Raw genomic sequence first — 19,023 nt, forward strand, 5'->3', positions numbered from 1 at the left:
ACACCTAGATCTCGAATTTCCTCCTCTAACGTACCCCTTTCTCCTGCAGTAAGGCTAATTTCGTGATCAAATCCTTTAAATATAGGAATCCTATAGCTATTATGGTGCGAATTTATGGTGATAACTCAACAGTTGCTCTTGGGTTGTGCACATTTCCCTTTATTTATGTGGGTAAAAATCGGAGTGTTAATGAGGAAATACCTTAGAAACACTGAGAAAATGGCTAATTTGTGTATATCTTTGTGGATAGAAGGCTAATGGAGTTGACTTTGTCAACAAATAATAAACATATACACACTACGTTGCATGAATTTGTACCTTTAAAAACACACTCTTTATAAGAGACTGTGCATAATGTTTCACGTATCACTAGTGTATACATTAATTTCTATTTATTAACTTCATATTTATTCATAAGAATCCAATATTTTCTCGAAAGAAGTAATTCAAAAAGATGATTTTTTACTGTAAATTTTGCAGCTTTTCATGCGGTTTTATTGTATGATGTTAAGAAAGTGTCAAATTTCGTGTGTATACGTACCTTTTCTACAACTGTATATGGTGTGGAACAGATCAGATGGGGGGAAAAGCATGACTGAGCTTACGTTAACCGCTAACAAAAACCAATCCAACAATCTGCTGCGGCGGGACGTTCGTTTTCTAGGGAATATTCTTGGTGAGGTATTGGTTCATCAGGGTGGCAACGAACTTTTGGATATCGTGGAGAAAATACGTGAGACAAGTAAATCGTTACGTGCCGGGTATCAGCCGGAGTTGTATGAGAATTTCAAACAAATGGTCAGCGGACTGGATACGGATATTCGTCACCAGGTTATTCGCGCGTTTGCGATTTATTTTCAGTTGGTGAATATCGCTGAGCAAAACCATCGTATTCGTCGTAAGCGGGATTATGAGCATTCGGCTGGTGAAGATGTTCAACCTGGTTCCATTGAAAGTTCCGTTCAGGAGCTTAAACAAGGGGGCTTCTCCGCTGAGGACGTTAGTAACTTGCTGAATGAGCTCTCTTTGGAGCTGGTCATGACCGCACATCCTACAGAAGCGACACGACGAGTAATACTTGATATCCATAAGCGCATTTCCGAGGACGTCATGCTGCTGGATAATCCGATGCTTACCTTGCGTGAGCGGGAACAGGTACGGGAGAATCTGCTAAACGAAGTAATTACGCTGTGGCAGACAGATGAGCTGCGTGATCGCAAGCCAACTGTATTAGATGAAGTAAGAAATGGAATGTATTATTTTCACGAGACCTTGTTTCATGTACTGCCAGATGTATATCAAGAATTGGAACGATGTTTAGACAAATATTATCCCGAACAAAAATGGCACATACCCACTTATCTGAGATTTGGTTCCTGGATCGGTGGAGACCGGGACGGCAATCCGTCTGTGACATCTCATGTGACTTGGGAAACGTTACGTATGCAGCGCAAGTTGGCTTTGAGAGAATATCAGCACACGTTAAAGGAACTCATGGGTTACTTGAGTTTCAGCACCAGCATTGTGCGAGTTTCCGATGCTCTGCTGGCTTCTATTGAAGAAGACCGTACTCACATTACACTTAAAAAGATGGAAGTATGGCATAACGAAAAAGAGCCTTACCGCATTAAACTGGCATATATGATTGCTAAAGTGAACAACATCCTGGATGAAAGCAAACAGGGTACCAATGAGCGTTACAATTCTGCGGAAGAGCTCATTGCAGACCTAAATGTTATTGACCACAGTCTGCGTCATCATTTTGCCGATTATGTGGCAAACACGTATATTCAAAAGATGATTCGCCAGGTAGAGTTGTTTGGATTCCATACAGCTACGCTGGATGTCCGTCAGCATAGTCAGGAACATGAAAATGCGATGACTGAAATTCTTTCTAAAATGAATATTGTGTCGGATTACAGTAAGCTGTCAGAAGAAGAAAAAATTAATCTGCTGGAAAAGCTGCTGAATGAACCTCGTCCGATTACTTCACCTTATTTAAAATATAGCGATAGCACACAGGAATGTCTTGATGTATATCGTACGATTTATTTGGCTCAGGAGGAATTCGGCAAGCAGTCCATTACAAGCTACTTGATCAGTATGACTCAGGGAGCTAGTGACTTACTGGAGGTTATGGTCTTATCCAAAGAGGTAGGCCTGTTCCGCATCGAGAAGGATGGCACTGTTATCTGTACGCTGCAATCTGTCCCTTTGTTCGAAACGATAGATGATCTGCACGCTGCACCTGATATTATGAGAAGATTGATGAACTTGCCTGTATATCGACAATCTGTGGCTGCGATGGACCAGCTTCAGGAGATTATGCTGGGATACTCGGACAGCAATAAAGATGGCGGTGTGGTTACAGCGAACTGGGAACTTCGGGTCGCTATGAACAGCATTACGGAAGTAGTTAATGAGTTTGGCGTAAAAGTGAAGTTTTTCCACGGTCGTGGAGGTGCGCTGGGTCGTGGAGGAATGCCACTTAATCGCAGTATTTTGGCTCAACCTCCTCATACGATTGGAGGCGGAATCAAGATTACTGAGCAAGGTGAAGTACTATCATCCCGATACTCGCTCAGAGGTATCGCGTACCGGAGCTTGGAGCAGGCAACATCGGCGCTGATTACGGCTGTAGCATATCATCGTTCCGGGAAGAAGGAAGTGTTTGAGGAGAGCTGGGAGGAGATTATCGCCCGCATTTCCCAAGTATCACTGGATAAGTATCAGGATTTGATTTTCCGAGATCCAGATTTCTTCAACTTCTTCAAAGAATCTACACCGTTGCCTGAGGTGGGCGAGCTCAACATTGGATCTCGTCCATCCAAGCGTAAGAACAGCGAACGTTTTGAGGACTTGCGCGCCATTCCATGGGTTTTTGCATGGACACAAAGCCGTTACTTGTTACCTGCATGGTATGCGGCTGGAACAGGTTTGCAAAGCTTCTATCAAAACAATGAGGATAACCTTAAAGTGCTGCAAACGATGTTTAGGGACTCTGCTTTCTTCCGGTCACTTATTGATACACTGCAAATGGCAATCGCTAAAGCGGATTTACTGATTGCAGAAGAGTACGCTGGGATGTCGGATAATGAAGAGGCCCGGCAGCGTATTTTCGGGCAGATTTCAGCGGAGTTTAAGCTGACATCTGAGTTGATTTTGAAAATAACCGGACAATCCGAGATTTTGGACGACGTGCCGGTTATTCAGGAATCTATCCGCTTGCGTAATCCTTATGTCGATCCGTTAAGTTACTTGCAGGTTCAATTGCTAAGTGAGCTACGTGAGCTGCGGGATCAGAACGGTGATGATACGGAGATGCTACGTGAGGTATTGTTGACGATTAACGGAATTGCCGCAGGCTTGAGAAATACGGGCTGATATAGTACGGTTGTACGAATACAGGCAATCGGGTACTCATGGGGTGCCCGATTGTGCTGTTTGTATATTGATGGCAGGCGTGCTTGCAGTTATTAACAATACTACAGTTGATTTCCGGATAAAATTAAACTACGATGAATAATCATAAACATATAATAAGTAACCCATCAGCAAGTCTGGGGGAGTATAGAGTGGATAATATGGAAAGCCGCTTGGTAAGGCTGGTACAGAAAGGCGATCAGCGAGCTTTTGCGGAGTTAGTCGAGTTATATAAAGATCGGATTTTTCATCTTTCCTACCGGATGCTAGGTAATCGCCATGAGGCGGAGGATCTGGTGCAGGAAACTTTTTTGCGTGTGTATCGTAATTTGGAAAAATACGATCATGGACAGAAATTCTCAACTTGGATTTATCGAATTGCTACAAATCTGTGCATTGATCGTCTGCGAAGGAGAAAACCTACATACTCACTTGATGCTGAAATGAATGATCAGGAAGGTGTCGATGGGTACGCCATGCTCGCCAGTGAAGAGCTTACCCCTGAGGGGAGCACGCTTCTGTCTGAAACACAGGCCTTGATTCATGACGCCATCGACAGCCTTCCGGATAAATACAGAACGATTATGGTTTTACGGTACTTGCAGGAGCTTTCCTTACAGGAAATCAGCGATGTGCTCAATCTCCCAGTCACCACTATTAAGACAAGAGTACACAGGGGACGGGATTTTCTGCGCAAAAAACTGGAGCACAAGCTATAGATCATGCGCATAGATTCTAGGAAAAGAGTCTGCGTAGATGTTTTTATGAAACATAATGCTCGTTGTAACGTATGTAAGATGAGCAAAGTTTCTAAGCCGGAGCATGTTATGTTGAGAAACACGGAAGAATATTAGAAAGGATTGGCTCATATGGATTGCAAACAAGCCGTCTCTTTTATGCATGACTATCTAGATGGCGACCTGTCTGAGCAGGACAAACATGAGTTGGAACAGCACTTGTTAGACTGCCCGGAATGCCGCATGCGTTTTAAAGAGCTGGAGCGGACGGATGCGATGCTTTACGGTACACGCTATCATCAAGTGCCGTGTGTATCGGATGAGCTGACATTTCGCATTATGAATGCTTTGCCGCCGCATAAAAGACAGACTGCGGTGCCTATGCTGACCTGGGTGAAAAGGCATCCCGCTGTAACAGCCGCCGCCTTCTTCCTTATTGTTATATGCTCAAGCATGGCCAGCTTTTCTGGCACGGACCATCAATTGGTAGTCAAAGGAAGTCATCTGGATCAAGTTGTTATTCAGGGCGATACTGTGATTGTGCCTGAGGGGAAATCCATTGCCGGAGATTTAACAGTGCAAAATGGTGAAGCCCGTGTATACGGTGAAGTGGAAGGAAATGTCACTGTAATTGATGGTTCTTATTATCAAGCGTCCACCGCCCATATTGCAGGACAGGTTAAAAGTATTGATCAAACCTTGGATTGGATTTGGTACAAGGTTACTGATTTATTCGGGGGACCTTCTTCTCCATAAAAGAAGCTTGAAATGGCAAGGACGATATCGAGCGCCTCTTTCCGCTGGAAAAGGCGTTTTTTTGTATATGAAGCTGGCGAATTGTACTGTATTTTACTGATTTTGGCGGTTCTTTTGTCACACAGCTTGCAACGTGAGCCTGATCGTTATAACCTAGATAGAGAGAGCACACTGTGTACATATTACACCCACTCACTACAGAAAATTGCGGGGGCATGCGCATGTTGGATTATTTTGCGGACCTGACTTGGAAAGAGTCCATTAAAGATATTATCGACATTTTGATCGTAACCTATATTATGTATCAGCTTATTTTACTTGTTCGCGGAACGCGTGCAGTTCAATTGTTGAAAGGGATTCTGTTTCTGGTTGTCATTTGGGCGGTTAGCACCTGGTTTGATTTGTATACGCTCAAGTGGTTGATGAATCAGATGTTCACCTTTGGTGTGGTGGCTATCTTTATTATTTTTCAGCCTGAGTTGCGTCGTGCACTGGAGCAATTGGGGCGTGGCAAATTATTTGGGCGTTCGTCTGCGGATGATGAAGAGATTAACAAGTTAATCGGAGAAATGATTAAGGCGCTGAATTATTTATCACGTAGGAAAATAGGAGCTTTGGTCGTATTTGAGCGCGAGACCGGGCTAAACGAATATACGGAGTCTGGTATCAAGACACAGGCTGTAGTCAGTTCTGAACTGCTAATTAACATCTTCATTCCTAATACACCTCTGCATGATGGTGCGGTGATTATTCAAAATAAACAGATTGCTTCTGCGGCCTGTTATTTGCCATTATCGGAAAATCCGTTCATTAGCAAAGAGCTGGGAACCCGTCACCGGGCTGCGATTGGGGTGAGTGAGGTAACGGATGCCGTAACTGTCGTGGTATCGGAGGAAACAGGACAAATTTCTTTGGCCATTAATGGACAGGTCGTGCGCGACATTAAGGAAGAATCCCTAATCTCCAAGCTGTATGAGGAGTTGCGGCCAACACCGTCTTTGAAGGAAAAACGCGGCTCATTCTGGAATCGGAGGGGAGGCCGTGGAAATTCATGATGGACAAATGGATTAACAATAATACGATTTCCAAGATATTGGCGCTTGCGGTTGCTATCCTGCTGTGGGGAATGGTCCATCTAGATACAGGTACACCTTCATCTACGCTGACCGTTTCTTATAATAATAAAGTGATTGATAATGTAGCCATTCAGGCCAGTGGTCTGGATGATTCAAAATATGTATTGTCAACCATGGATACTGACCATGTTAAGATGGAGGTCAGAGGACAGCGTTCTGTGTTGACTTCCTTTTTTGCGGATAATTATCAAGCAAAGCTAAACTTAAACGGCTTAGGAGCAGGTACTAAAACATTGTCACTCGAACCGGACTTGCCGGATGGAGTGGAGTTGGTATCTATGACTCCTAACCGTGTTACAGTGACGATTGAGGAAAAACAAACGAAATCATTTAATGTATCTATAGTTCCTAAAGGAAACCCAGATGCGGGACTGCAGCTTGGTAAGCCTGTGATTGCTCCTCAGACCGTGAAGGTCACCTTGCCCAAAAGCCAGTTGAGTACCGTCACTGCCGTTCTGGGGGCTGTTAATACGGATGGCATCTCAGAAAAGTTTGAACAGAAGCGTGTAAAACTGAAGGCTTATAATAAAAAGGGACAGGAACTTACGGGAGCGGTCATTGAGCCGTCTACTGTGTCCGTTGAAATTCCGGTAACTCAGCAGGCGAAGTCTGTGCCTGTTAAGATTGTCTATTCCGGAGAGTTGCCAGACGGACTGGTGCTTTCTAAAGTGAATGCAAACGTGAAGGAAGCGGCGGTATATGCATCGCAGGATGTATTGAGCAGCCTCAGCTCTTACGTCACGGCTACATTGGATTTAAGCCAATTTACGGAAGCGGGGACTCGTACAGTTCAAGCTAATTTGGCAGCCCCCTCAGGTTCTGATAAAATCGAGCCAGGGTCCATACAAATTCAGGTGACTGTTGTTCCTTCCAATGAAGTCACAGATACGGAACGGACGCTGTCAGGCATCCCAATCGTTTTACAAGGTGCAGGAGATGGAGCGACTGCGACTGTTACAGCGCCCGCAGGCAAGACGATGGATGTTACTGTGAAGGGCCCGCAGGATCTGGTAAACAATTTAACCAATGATGATATTAGTTTGGTGGCAGATGTAAGTGGCCTCGCGGCTGGTCAACACGAGGTTACTCTGAAAGTAGGCTTGCCTAAATATATTACGCAAGCCGGAAATGCTGGCCAACTAAAGGCAACGATCAACATTGAGATCCCTTCTACGCCTGCTGTAACGAATCCGAATAGTGAGAATGAATCAAACCCCTCTGGTAGTGGCGAAAAGGGGCAGGAGAGGCCACAGGAGGGGCAAGGCAATCAAAGTGGAAACTCTGACGTTAAGACCGGGGACAACGCAGCTGCGGAGGATAAAACAAATCCTCATAACGGCGCAGATTCTTCTGCGAATGGAACCCCGGAGAACAGTCAGCCATAACATGTTTTATCTGTAGTAAATAATCATGATTTATTAGACAAAAAAAGGGAGTCATTTTACATGGGGAAATATTTTGGTACAGATGGTGTACGAGGCGTTGCTAATCAGGAACTTACAGCCGAACTGGCATATAGCATTGGCCGCTGCGGCGGATATGTTTTAGCAGGTAATGTAGAGAAACCGACAGTTGTTATTGGTATGGATACACGGATATCCGGTCTGATGCTGGAATCGGCTCTTGTAGCCGGTTTGCTGTCCATTGGAGCTAATGTGGTTCGCCTAGGTATTGTTTCGACGCCTGGGGTGGCATATCTCACACGTCAATTGAAAGCTGACGCTGGTGTAATGATCTCAGCATCACACAATCCAGTTGAAGATAACGGCATTAAGTTTTTTGGCGGTGACGGTTTTAAATTGACAGACGAAACGGAATTGAAAATTGAAGAGCTCATGGATGCAAAAGAAGACCAACTGCCTCGTCCGATTGGCGGCGGATTGGGAACGGTTGTTGTAGACGAGCATTCCCGTTACGATTATCTGGAGTTCTTGAAAACAACAATTAGCCATTCTTTTGAAGGAATAAAAATTGTACTGGATTGTGCAAACGGAGCAGCTTATGAGCTGGCGCCGAAGCTTTTTGCAGAATTGGGAGCTGAGGTGCACACCATCGGTGCCGAGCCTAACGGTTTGAACATCAATGATCATTGCGGCTCGACTCATCCTGAAAAGCTGAAAGAGGAAGTGCGCCGCTTGAAAGCGGATATTGGTCTGGCCTTTGACGGCGATGCCGACCGTCTGATCGCAATTGATGAGAACGGGGAAGAGGTAGACGGCGACTATATTCTCTGCATTTGCGGAGATGCAATGAACCGCGCTGGAAAACTCAAGGACAGCACTATTGTATCGACAGTGATGAGTAATATCGGTTTTTATAAAGCTACTGAAAAGCTGGCACTCAAGACTGCAAAAACTGCGGTCGGGGACCGTTATGTGATGGAAGAAATGCGTCGGGGTGGATTTAATCTGGGCGGTGAGCAGTCTGGTCATGTTATTTTCCTGGATCACAATACGACAGGCGATGGCATGCTGACTGGGATTCAGCTGGTAGATACCTTGAAAGCTTCCGGCAAGAAAATGAGTGAGCTAAAGTCGCTCATGAAACAGTATCCGCAAGTGCTCGTAAATGTGCGTGTGCAGGACAAACGCAATTACGAGGGGAATCCTGCTATTGCAGAAGCAATTGAGCAGGTGGAACAACAATTGGGCGATAATGGGCGTGTACTGGTTCGTGCTTCAGGCACAGAATCGCTCATTCGTGTGATGGCCGAAGGCCCGGATAAAGATGAGCTGGAGCAATTTGTCGGTCAGATCGTAGATGTCGTGAAGAAAGAATTAGTTTAAAATTTTGTAAACGTCGGTTGCCTGTGAAAAAGAAGCAGGCAACGGCGTTTGCGGTTATTTACTAGCGATTTATTGCCTTCATGGTGTAATTATGAATAAAGTGTCATTGCCAAATGATACTTAGCTGAATATAATATAGGGATGCTGTGACTCAGATAGAGAAAGCGAGGGTTGTAAGGTAACGTAATACAAGCGCCAGAGCTTGATTTTGTGCGGGGGAACTTGGTGGAGAAGCAACGGATTCAGTTGAAATAAAGTTGCTTGCAGATCGGTTCACGACAAAACAAGCTGACGAGGTGAAGGTGTTCGAAACATTCGGCGGGGACCTTCCGGTGAAGCATCAAGCCGTAAACCGGCAGCGGAAAATGAACAGGCAACTGTTTACACAACGCACCGGTAGATGCCTTTATTATTTTATAACCTAAATTATAAGATTCATTTCATGAATGTGCGGCCATCATCATTGGCGTGCGCGGTTTGGGAATTTCGTTACATTCGTGAAGAGATGCCTGTAAATTCTATAGTTATCATTGACAACTTCATAGATGAATGAACTTTATTCCACAATCTACCGCACACGTTAGTCCTGTGATGAGTCGTCTTGTGAAATGATGATCGGGAGGATAACGAATATGTGTGGCATTGTAGGATATATTGGTAATCAGAATACGCAAGAGGTATTGATTGACGGATTGAAGAAGCTGGAGTATCGCGGTTATGACTCTGCGGGTATTGCCGTGTTTACAGATTCAGGATTGCAAGTAGCCAAGGCTAAAGGTCGTCTGGCGAATCTAGAAGCTAAACTGGATGGTACGCCGTTGGTAGGCCATGCAGGTATCGGACATACACGTTGGGCAACGCACGGTAAGCCTTCTGATGAAAACTCCCATCCACATTTGGATGAGAGCCAAAAGTTCTCTGTAGTTCACAACGGAATCATTGAGAATTATCTGGAGCTGAAGGAGCAGCTGATCAGCGAAGGTCATACCTTTATTTCCGAAACGGACACCGAAGTTATTTCCCATCTGGTTGCGCGTGAATATAAAGGGGATATCGTTAAAGCAGTACAAAAAGCAATTACCTTTATGCGCGGTGCTTTTGCACTGGGTGTGCTGACAGAGCATGAGCCTAATAAGCTGGTTGCTGTTCGTCAAGCTAGCCCGCTGGTTATTGGTGTGGGAGAAGGCGAGAACTTTATCGGTTCCGATATTCCGGCTATTCTGAAATATACACGCAATGTATTTATTTTGAACGATGGCGAAATGGCTGTTTTGACCAGTGATGCTGTCGAATTAATGACAATCGAAGGCCAATTTATTTCTCGGGAAATGATTCATGTCGAATGGGATGCTGTAACAGCGGAAAAAGGCGGCTATGAGCATTTCATGCTGAAAGAAATTCACGAGCAGCCTAAGGCTTATCGTGACACAATGTTGGGCCGTATCGATAAAGATACTAAAAAAGTTGTTCTTCCTGAACTGAAGCTGACAGAAGAACAAATTAAAAATATCCGCAACATTCAAATTGTTGCGTGTGGTACAGCTTACAATGCAGGTTTGATTGGCCGTACGGTTATTGAAAGTCTGGCTCGTATACCGGTAGAGAATGATGTGGCTTCCGAATATCGTTATCGTTCACCTATCGTAACACCAGAGACATTGGTGATCGTGGTGAGCCAATCCGGTGAAACTGCTGACACGTTGGCAGCACTGCGTGAAGCACAAGCAAACGGCGCTCATGTACTGGCGATTACAAACGTAGTCGGTAGCTCCATCGCTCGTGATGCAGATGATGTGTTGGTTACACTGGCAGGACCGGAAATTGCCGTAGCCTCGACTAAAGCCTATTCTTCGCAGTTGATTGCGTTCTATCTGTTTGGTTTGTATCTCGCTCAAGTGCGTGGCACACAAACGGATGAGCAAGTAGCCCATGTGCTGGCTGCTATGGAATCTCTGCCAGAGCAAGTGGAAGAGATGCTGGGTAAAGCAGATGCGATCAAATCCTATGCTGAGCAAATTGCAAGCCACAAGCACCTGTTCTTTATTGGTCGCGGTCAGGACTATGCTGTAGTACAGGAAGGCTCCCTGAAGCTCAAGGAAATCTCCTACATTCATTCCGAGGCATATGCTGCGGGTGAGCTGAAGCACGGTACACTGGCATTGATCGAAGAGGGAATTCCAGTTATCGCTTTGGTAACACAGGAATCCGTGTTGGAGAAAACCGTGAGCAACATTAAGGAAGTCAAGGCTCGTGGTGCAGATGTTCTTGCGATTACGTACGAAGAGCACGCAGTTGAGTTGTTGAAGTCCGTGGATCAGGTATTTGCCATTCCGAAGACACTTCCAATTCTGTCTGCTGCAATTTCGGTTGTATCTCTCCAACTGTTGGCTTACTACGCTTCTCTTGCGCTGGGTCATGATGTTGATAAACCACGTAACCTGGCGAAAAGCGTTACCGTAGAATAAGCTTTAGTAAAATTCTAAATTAATGTTGTGTACAGACAATAAAGTCATGTACTAGACATTAAAGTTGTGTACTATTATTAATGACAGATAACAAGAATATTTCTTCTTAGTAAGTATTTAACAAAAGCCCGATGAGCACGTATCATCGGGCTTTTTATTAAATTCAGAGGGTGACTGCTTAGGTTTCAATCAGAGCGAATATGAATTGCATAACAAGTCAAAAGCTTTTGAATCCTTTCCTGTTAGCGAAATCTGCGCAAATTCATTAAACCAAAGACTTAATCGGTGAACCGGCTGTATCCGTATAATGCACCTCGATGGCCAAGTCCGTTTCATGGTGGAGCAAACCGTCGATGACGTGTACGGCATCCCGAGTGTTCGTATTGATGACTTTCGTGTAGAAAATGGAAAATTGGTTGCTCATGAACCGATAAATCGTAGCTCTTTTTCCCGTCCCGTAATGGGGATTCGCATCACCGTGAAGCGTCGAAACTCCAATATGGACTTAAATTCCATCAATTGCATTATTTAACATACAAAAAGAGCAGCCAGTTTAGTTGCTCTTTTTGTATGTAAAACATATTGAGTTTTCATCAATTGAATCTCCTAATAGAGAATATTACTGTCCCATTTCCTTGTAGATTAATCAATTGTACATATTTTCCCCTTTAGAGGATACTCTCTACTAGAAGATAAGAATATAATCTTTTCGTCAAAATATTTATTAAAATAGTTGTTCGTTTTAAAATGAATATCAGGCTGATACCATTTAGAAAACCCATTTCGCTGAAACAACAAGGGCATACCCAATTGCTCGGATCGCTTCCCCTTTAAACCATCTCCAATGTTCAGCGAATCAATATATATTCGATCAACAATCCCCTGTAATCTTTTGGGGAAATCTGGCGTGAAGGGTAAAAGAGGAGAAATGGATGCCTGTGTAGCAATTCCTGCTGCATGGACATTTCTAAGAGCCTTTAAGCGCTGGTTGATCCCTGGAGCTAAAGGTGCAAAAAGTCGCTTTACATCTTCTCGGTCTGTTTCAATAGTCATAGAAACTAATAATTCACAACGTTGTTGCAATTCTAATAGTATATCGAGATCTCTAACCACCAGAGGACTTCTTGTTTGGATTTGAAGGAAATCTGGTGGAGATTCAATCATCTCCGTTAATATTTTTCTTGTGATCTCAACCTTACGCTCGATGGGTTGGTATGGATCTGTAGCAGTAGACATGAATATATTGATAGGCTTATTTCTTCGGCGAAGACTATTAATTTCTTTACTGTAGTTTTCAACAGCGTTAAGTTTAATATCAATCCATTCTCCCCAAGGAATATCTTTATATTTTTGAATGGGCATTTCTCTAACATAGCAATAACTACATCCAAAAGCACAACCACTGTAAGGATTCAAAGAGTGAGTAAATCCAACAGTAGATGCTCCTTTGGTTTCGCTCAAAATTTTTTTGCCATCGTATTATCAATCTGCATGTTAGATACCCCTTCATTTTAAATATTTACATAAATGAAATTCCGAATGAACAGAAACTCCCTCCACCAGTTCAACTGATAAAGGGAGTTTTAATTAATTATAATAAAAGGTGTGTGTATTTAGAACGCATCAAGACCCGATAAAATCCCAGGATGACGGACAAAAGACCAATGGGAATGTACTGTGCGCCATTCGCCATTAATTAAACGAAAAACTTAAGTAGTATTCCAACTTTTTTGAAGTTCTTCTTGTCCATCTTCTCCTGCTACGTAATTGTGTAAATTATAACTCAACACTGCCAAATCACCAGCTTCACTGACAGCGACATCTGGATTGAGATATTCACTCCGAATTATATTAGGATTTTTATAGCGTGACAAAATATGTTCTCTCACCGCTGAATTACCTACAATAAGTTTTTCAGCCACAGGATCGAAGTATGAAATATCATCACTGTAACTATCCAGGTATCCATAGCAGTCTCCTTGATTCCACCGTTCATTATTGGCGCGTTCTATATTCAATACAGTTTCAGCTACTTCTTTGATATTTACACTCATTTTTTTGCTCCTTTTTTTTAGATGTTGGAAGTGATATGATCATTTTAGGTCATTCAACACAAATGATAAAGGCAAAACCGGGAAAATAAATGATACTTTTCGGACATTCTACATTTTAAGTAAAGGAGGTTTATGTAGTGGTTCGCATATCAAAGCAGAAAATAAATATAGAACGTCTTAAATATCAACCTGTACTACCTTATCCATACGATGTAGAAATTTTTCGAGTCTCTGATCTTAAACAACGGACACCCAAAGAAAGGATGAGTGTAACTTATAGATATGAATTCTATATGCTTATATGTGTTACTCAAGGTGAGTGTATACAATGGGTCGATTTTGAGCCGATTTCCTGCAGCACAGGAACCTTTCTTGCCATATCCCCAGGTCAGGTTCATAATTTCGGACATGATGAGAATTGGGATGGTTGGATTATTTTGTTTCGTTCGGAGTTTCTTATACCTAACACATCAACATTAAATGAGCTTAAACTAGCTTTTGATTTTGAAAGGCTACCAAGCATTCTAAATTTAAATCATAATGAGTTGCGTCGTAGCATCACTTCTATCGAACGAATGATCGAAGACTTGTTGATTGAAGGGACAGAAGAAGATATTCATATGTTGTTGCGTTACCAACTCTACGCATTTGTAACTTGGCTCAGTATTCTTCATAAATGCAAACGGATGAATGAAACAATAGATTCTCAAACATCGCTGCGTTTTATAAGCTTCCAGAAACTCGTTGAGAAATACTTCGCTAAGTTGAGCCATGTCAGTGAATACGCTACTCGCCTAAACTGCACGGAAAAAACTCTAACTCGAGCAACTATGGCAGCAGTTGGAATAAGTGCAAAGGCTTTCATTTCGGCCCGGATTAATCTTGAAGCAAAACGTCTGCTGATGCATACGGACTATTCTATTAGTGACATTGCGGAAAAGCTTAACTTCAAGGAAGCCACACACTTTAGTAAATTTTTCAAACGTGAAACAGGTTGTACGCCTGCAGAATTTCGACAGCAGCATCTTTGAAATTATTAACTTACTCGAGTGTCTACTACCTTTCATATTGAATAAAACACTAATTGTAGTTATATATAATGTCATCTTATGAACTCTTTTAAAATATGTTGTTTGAGGAAGTGATTTTATGATCCAAGGATCTTTATTTGATGACGAGTATGATCAGGGACGGCCTTTAGCAAATCGGGTACGTCCACAAAATTTAGAAGAATTTGTAGGTCAAAAACATTTGCTTGAACCCGGAAAAGTATTACGTGAAATGATTGAGAATGATCAAGTTTCGTCTATGATTTTTTGGGGGCCACCAGGAGTGGGAAAGACAACGTTAGCTAAAATAATCGCCAATCAAACCCAATCTAAATTTATTGATTTTAGCGCTGTGACTAGCGGTATCAAAGATATTCGTAGTGTCATGAAAGAAGCTGAAGGAAACAGGCAATTAGGCGAGAAAACACTTCTATTTATTGATGAAATTCATCGTTTTAACAAAGCACAGCAGGATGCCTTTCTGCCTTATATGGAAAAAGGAAGCATTATATTGATTGGAGCAACAACCGAAAATCCATCGTTTGAAGTGAATTCAGCCTTGCTTTCTCGTAGTAAAGTGTTTGTGCTTCATCCGCTCAATCATGCAGATATTTTAGAGATATTGCAAAAAGCATTAGCGAACCCAAAAGGGTTTAATAATCAATCAATCGAGATTGAAGACGGCGTTTTATCAGCGATTGCTGAATATTGCGATGGAGATGCCAGAGTAGCTTTAAACACACTAGAAATGGCTGTATTACACGGAAAAAAATCAGATGGAGCTATTGTAGTGAATAAAAATGATTTAGTACAAATGTTAAATCGCAAGTCATTATTATATGACAAAAATGGTGAGGAACATTATAACATCATATCTGCTTTGCATAAGTCGATGAGAAATAGTGATGTTAATGCTGCAATTTACTGGTTATCGCGCATGTTGGAGTCCGGAGAAGATCCATTATTTATTGCTCGAAGATTGGTCAGATTTGCAAGTGAAGACGTTGGTTTAGCAGATAACCGAGCTTTGGAGATAGCAGTAGCTGTTTTCCAGGCTTGTCAGTTCATTGGTATGCCAGAGTGCGATGTACATCTAACCCAAGCTGTCATTTATCTCACCTTGGCCCCGAAGTCCAACGCAGCTTATTTGGCCTATAGAGCTGCCAAAAAAGACGCCTTGCATTCCGTAAATGAACCTGTTCCCTTACAGTTACGAAATGCTCCGACTAAATTGATGAAAGAACTGAATTACGGGAAAGGTTATAAATATGCCCATGATACTCAAGAAAAATTAACAATGATGCAGACCATGCCAGATTCTCTCATTGGACGGGAATATTACCACCCCACTATACAAGGATCTGAAATGAAATTTAAACAACGGATGGAAGAAATTTCAGCATGGTATGCAAGCCACAAAGAAACCTAATTGCGTTTAATGAATAGATGATCCAATAGAAATCGAGGTAATTCGTCATGACAATAGAAGAAATTATGGAGCATTGCTTATCATACCCAAGTTCATATGAAGATCACCCTTTTGGTGACGGATGGACTGCGATGAGACATCAAGGGAACAAAAAAATTTTTGCCTTGATATACAATCATGATGAGCATCTTTGCGTCAACCTAAAATGCAACCCTGATCATGCTGATTTTTTGCGAAAAGCGTTTGAAGAGGTAAAGCCTGGTTATCACATGAACAAGGAACATTGGAATACAGTAATATTAGATGGTGATCTACCAGAAGATGAAATTCACGATATGGTGCATCATAGCTTCGAATTGACCAAGCCAAAAAGCTCCAAAAAACATACTAGCTAGAGAATAAATTTCTTATTGACAATTAAATTTTGCGGAAGTCATTATGTAAAAGTATCCGTTTCGAGAGGTGTAATATGAAGTTTAATGAATTCTTTGTAGGGCAGCGGTTCGAGACTGATTCTATAAAAGTAACCAAAGAAAAAATTATGGAATTCGCATCTGAATTTGACCCTCAGTACATGCATTTGGATGAGAAGAAAACTCAGGAAGGCATGTTTGGAGGAATTATAGCTTCAGGAATCCAAACATTAGCCCTAACATTTAAACTATGGGTAGAGTGTGGTTTATACGGTGAAGATGTAGTGGCTGGTACTGCTATGGACAATATCCGATTTATAAAACCTGTATACCCTGATGATGAGTTACATGTAGTTGTTGAAGTCATTAATCTAGAAGATAACCGAAAGAATACAGGAATTGTAACTGTGAATTTATCTACTTTTAATCATACGACTCAAAAAATTTTTGAAGGGGATCTTTCTGTAATAATAAAAAAATAACGTATCTTTAAACAAATGAAATTAAAAATTGTATTCTGAAGAGATATTAGAAAATATAAAAATGGACGCACATTTTAATATAAAATGAAATTAAAATAAGTACTTTAATAATATTATTAGTACTATTTTTTTAATGAATTAATTAAAAATACTGGACTTCAGTACACAACTTTATTGTATGTACACAAATGTCTGGTGATAAAAAAGTCTTGAACCAGTAAAAAAAGTCTGGAACTAGTCATTTTACAAACATCAAGAAAGATCCCGATGATATATCGGGATCTTTTTAGCTTAGGAGGGCAATTATGTCTACAATAGGCCAACGAATTCGAACTATTAGAAAAACAACAACTTAAATCAAATAAAGTTTGCAAATATAATTGGCATTTCTCAAAGAACGTTGAGTGAGCTGGAGCAAGATAAATACAGACCCTCTCTTGATATAATTATAGCAATTAAAGAAAACTTCAATTCCCATATAGAGTGGTTAATCTTTGGAGATACGCCTGTATCAATTGAGCCCACACAGTAGGGAACGTCATTCGATTAGCAATACAAAGTAGATAATCAGTTGTAACGTCAAAAACCTTTGCTAAAGATATTAAATGATTAATTTCAGGCCGTGCTACGTTTCGCTCCCAATTAGAAGCAACCTGTTTAGTTACCCCGATCTTATTAGGAATTTCCTTTTGTGTCCATTTATGGAGTAGTCTCGATTTTTTACAGCGCTGTTCCAAAGTATTCATGAATTCATCTCTATTGAGAAAATCAAATAGCTTTTACCCGACCCATCTGCTTACTAATTATACTTACTTATAGCCCATATTATAGCTTATTCATACCCTACTGTACCCTACGAGTAGCCTATGAATAGGCTACGAAGTAAAATATAGCTAAAAAATATTACTTTGCTATTGTATAAAGCTGTGAGTTGTTATATTCTACATTTGTATTTTGAAGTAAAACTAAAATATATCTTAGGAGTAGAAAAAGATAACTGAACTTTACTCTGATTTAGTAGTTCTAAAAAGAAGGTGAATAATGAGCAAAATTCGATCAAGTAACTCTATAGCATCTATTCAACGGAAAATCAAAGAAGGAAGAGGTCAAGGCCACTTTTCGGAATATAAACCTTGGTTGACGGTACATGATGTACCTTCAATAGGGATAGTTACTCGAATTCTTGGTTGGAAAAGTGGTCGACTTCACCATTATCTGTCTGAACACTTTGAATTGGCACATCATTGCCAAATGGAAGTGGTCAGAGCAAGTGATTGATATTCGCGAACAATTTCCTTTATTACCCCTAGATAAAACCCTCTATATTGCATAAAAGTTAAACATCCAACTGACCCCAAGAATAAGCTTCCCATCATTATGACTACAGATATGTTACTTACAGTAAAACAAGAAAAAAGTATAAAATTTATTGCACATTCTATCAAACCTTTTAACAAGTTGACAAAACGAGTTGTAGAGAAATTACAGATTGAAAAAGAGTTCTTTAAAGACCAAAAGATAGAGTGGGCACTTATTACGGAAAGGCAGATAAACTACAATTTATTCAGGAATGTCGAATGGCTTCATAATGCTAAAAACAACGATAAGTTGTCAAATCACCATATAAATAGTCTCGAAGATAATCTCTATTATGCTATTCAACAAAGTGAAAAACCATTTGCGAAAGTTACAAGAGAACAAGATGAATTATTTGGTTTACCAAGTGGGTACTGGATATGACTCATCTAATACAGCCTACTCTACAATCCATGATTATTTTAGAAAATAGACGCAAGCGCAAGGATTCGGAGCACCAGCAGAGAATATATACAGGGAAGATCTCCCAAATTGGCCGGCACCCCGCCTCAGTGTCGACACGCGTCGAATTCCCCGATTGATGGCAAGCCATTCCCAGTGTTTCTTCTCCATTCGCTCTTTTTAGGCAAAATATTAACACTTTATGTTGGGAAGACCCAATTTAACTAAAGTTTTACTATACATTATTGGAAATTTTGATATAATTCTACCTAGGTCAACCTTCCAATTATGATAGAAAATAGAATTGGATGGTTTTTATACCTGTCCAAGCTGTGCCGCGAGAGACCAGTCCACTGGCAACCCAGCAAGCTGGCATGCGGAGACCGACAATTGTGGAAAATGACAGTCGAGAATATGTTGCTCCATGACGTCAGAAGGTCCAGAAAGGATGAAGCCAACCTTATCCCAATTCCGATGGAAGATGAAGCGCGTGAGCATTTTTGAAAAGCTGGAATTCACCGCCAATCCAAGGGCT

At 41.4% G+C, this 19,023-nt stretch carries 15 protein-coding genes and 2 pseudogenes; 13 read left to right on the top strand and 4 right to left on the bottom strand.

Translation table 11 applies throughout. The annotated features are described in order from the left end of the window. Window positions 1–591: 591 nt before the first annotated feature. From ppc to glmS, 7 genes are all read left to right on the top strand, one after another. The gene (ppc, locus tag ACEN8J_RS00495; protein ID WP_029516811.1) at window positions 592–3,384 is read left to right on the top strand and encodes a phosphoenolpyruvate carboxylase; all 2,793 of its coding nucleotides are present in this window, start codon (window positions 592–594) and stop codon (window positions 3,382–3,384) included. Window positions 3,385–3,575: 191 nt separating this feature from the next. Further along, a complete protein-coding gene (gene sigW, locus ACEN8J_RS00500) occupies window positions 3,576–4,142 on the top strand; it encodes an RNA polymerase sigma factor SigW (RefSeq protein ID WP_016818747.1) in 567 nt (188 codons plus the stop codon). A gap of 150 nt (window positions 4,143–4,292) precedes the next feature. Continuing rightward, window positions 4,293–4,916, top strand: coding sequence for an anti-sigma factor (locus tag ACEN8J_RS00505; RefSeq protein WP_069011562.1), 624 nt, complete (start codon window positions 4,293–4,295; stop codon window positions 4,914–4,916). Between the two features lie 221 nt (window positions 4,917–5,137). Beyond that, window positions 5,138–5,971 (top strand): diadenylate cyclase CdaA, encoded by an 834-nt coding sequence (gene cdaA / locus ACEN8J_RS00510; protein ID WP_013312127.1) that lies wholly within the window; start codon window positions 5,138–5,140, stop codon window positions 5,969–5,971. Further along, on the top strand, window positions 5,968–7,437 hold the full coding sequence (locus ACEN8J_RS00515) for a CdaR family protein (RefSeq protein WP_069011563.1): 1,470 nt from the start codon (window positions 5,968–5,970) through the stop codon (window positions 7,435–7,437). The genes cdaA and ACEN8J_RS00515 overlap by 4 nt, the downstream gene beginning before the upstream one ends. 60 nt (window positions 7,438–7,497) lie before the next feature. Then, window positions 7,498–8,838 (top strand): phosphoglucosamine mutase, encoded by a 1,341-nt coding sequence (gene glmM, locus ACEN8J_RS00520; RefSeq protein ID WP_029516808.1) that lies wholly within the window; start codon window positions 7,498–7,500, stop codon window positions 8,836–8,838. A gap of 632 nt (window positions 8,839–9,470) precedes the next feature. Next, window positions 9,471–11,303, top strand: a complete 1,833-nt coding sequence (gene glmS / locus ACEN8J_RS00525; RefSeq protein ID WP_029516807.1) for a glutamine--fructose-6-phosphate transaminase (isomerizing) — start codon at window positions 9,471–9,473, stop codon at window positions 11,301–11,303. A 245-nt stretch (window positions 11,304–11,548) separates the two neighbouring features. Here glmS and ACEN8J_RS00530 read toward each other — a convergent pair. The 3 genes and pseudogenes from ACEN8J_RS00530 to ACEN8J_RS00540 all read right to left on the bottom strand — a co-directional run. Then, window positions 11,549–11,808: pseudogene (locus ACEN8J_RS00530) on the bottom strand (Tn3 family transposase); the annotation flags it as partial. A gap of 137 nt (window positions 11,809–11,945) precedes the next feature. Beyond that, the gene (locus tag ACEN8J_RS00535) at window positions 11,946–12,764 is read right to left on the bottom strand and encodes an SPL family radical SAM protein (protein WP_449292752.1); all 819 of its coding nucleotides are present in this window, start codon (window positions 12,762–12,764) and stop codon (window positions 11,946–11,948) included. A 248-nt stretch (window positions 12,765–13,012) separates the two neighbouring features. Next, entirely contained in the window at window positions 13,013–13,357 is a 345-nt protein-coding gene (locus ACEN8J_RS00540; RefSeq protein WP_449292753.1) for a YybH family protein, read from the bottom strand. Window positions 13,358–13,494: 137 nt separating this feature from the next. Here ACEN8J_RS00540 and ACEN8J_RS00545 point away from each other — a divergent pair, with 137 nt between their 5' ends. The 5 genes from ACEN8J_RS00545 (at window position 13,495) to ACEN8J_RS00565 (ending at window position 17,262) form a co-directional block, all read left to right on the top strand. Beyond that, window positions 13,495–14,388 carry an AraC family transcriptional regulator gene (locus tag ACEN8J_RS00545; RefSeq protein WP_495594147.1) on the top strand — a complete coding sequence of 298 codons (894 nt, stop codon included), beginning with the start codon at window positions 13,495–13,497 and terminating at the stop codon, window positions 14,386–14,388. A gap of 118 nt (window positions 14,389–14,506) precedes the next feature. Continuing rightward, window positions 14,507–15,835 (top strand): replication-associated recombination protein A, encoded by a 1,329-nt coding sequence (locus ACEN8J_RS00550; protein WP_495594148.1) that lies wholly within the window; start codon window positions 14,507–14,509, stop codon window positions 15,833–15,835. 47 nt (window positions 15,836–15,882) lie between these two features. After that, window positions 15,883–16,230: an MmcQ/YjbR family DNA-binding protein gene (locus ACEN8J_RS00555; RefSeq protein ID WP_029516804.1), complete on the top strand. Its 348-nt coding sequence runs from the start codon at window positions 15,883–15,885 to the stop codon at window positions 16,228–16,230. Window positions 16,231–16,304: 74 nt separating this feature from the next. Beyond that, a complete protein-coding gene (locus tag ACEN8J_RS00560) occupies window positions 16,305–16,730 on the top strand; it encodes a MaoC family dehydratase (protein ID WP_104497168.1) in 426 nt (141 codons plus the stop codon). 400 nt (window positions 16,731–17,130) lie between these two features. Then, window positions 17,131–17,262 (top strand): helix-turn-helix domain-containing protein, encoded by a 132-nt coding sequence (locus ACEN8J_RS00565; protein WP_449292756.1) that lies wholly within the window; start codon window positions 17,131–17,133, stop codon window positions 17,260–17,262. Between the two features lie 40 nt (window positions 17,263–17,302). Here ACEN8J_RS00565 and ACEN8J_RS00570 read toward each other — a convergent pair. Further along, window positions 17,303–17,476 (bottom strand): annotated as a pseudogene (locus tag ACEN8J_RS00570) (helix-turn-helix domain-containing protein); the annotation flags it as partial. A gap of 631 nt (window positions 17,477–18,107) precedes the next feature. Here ACEN8J_RS00570 and ACEN8J_RS00575 point away from each other — a divergent pair. Further along, on the top strand, window positions 18,108–18,470 hold the full coding sequence (locus ACEN8J_RS00575; protein ID WP_238438049.1) for a TnsA endonuclease N-terminal domain-containing protein: 363 nt from the start codon (window positions 18,108–18,110) through the stop codon (window positions 18,468–18,470). Window positions 18,471–19,023 lie beyond the last annotated feature (553 nt).

The sequence above is a fragment of the Paenibacillus sp. Paensp38 genome (assembly GCF_059491915.1).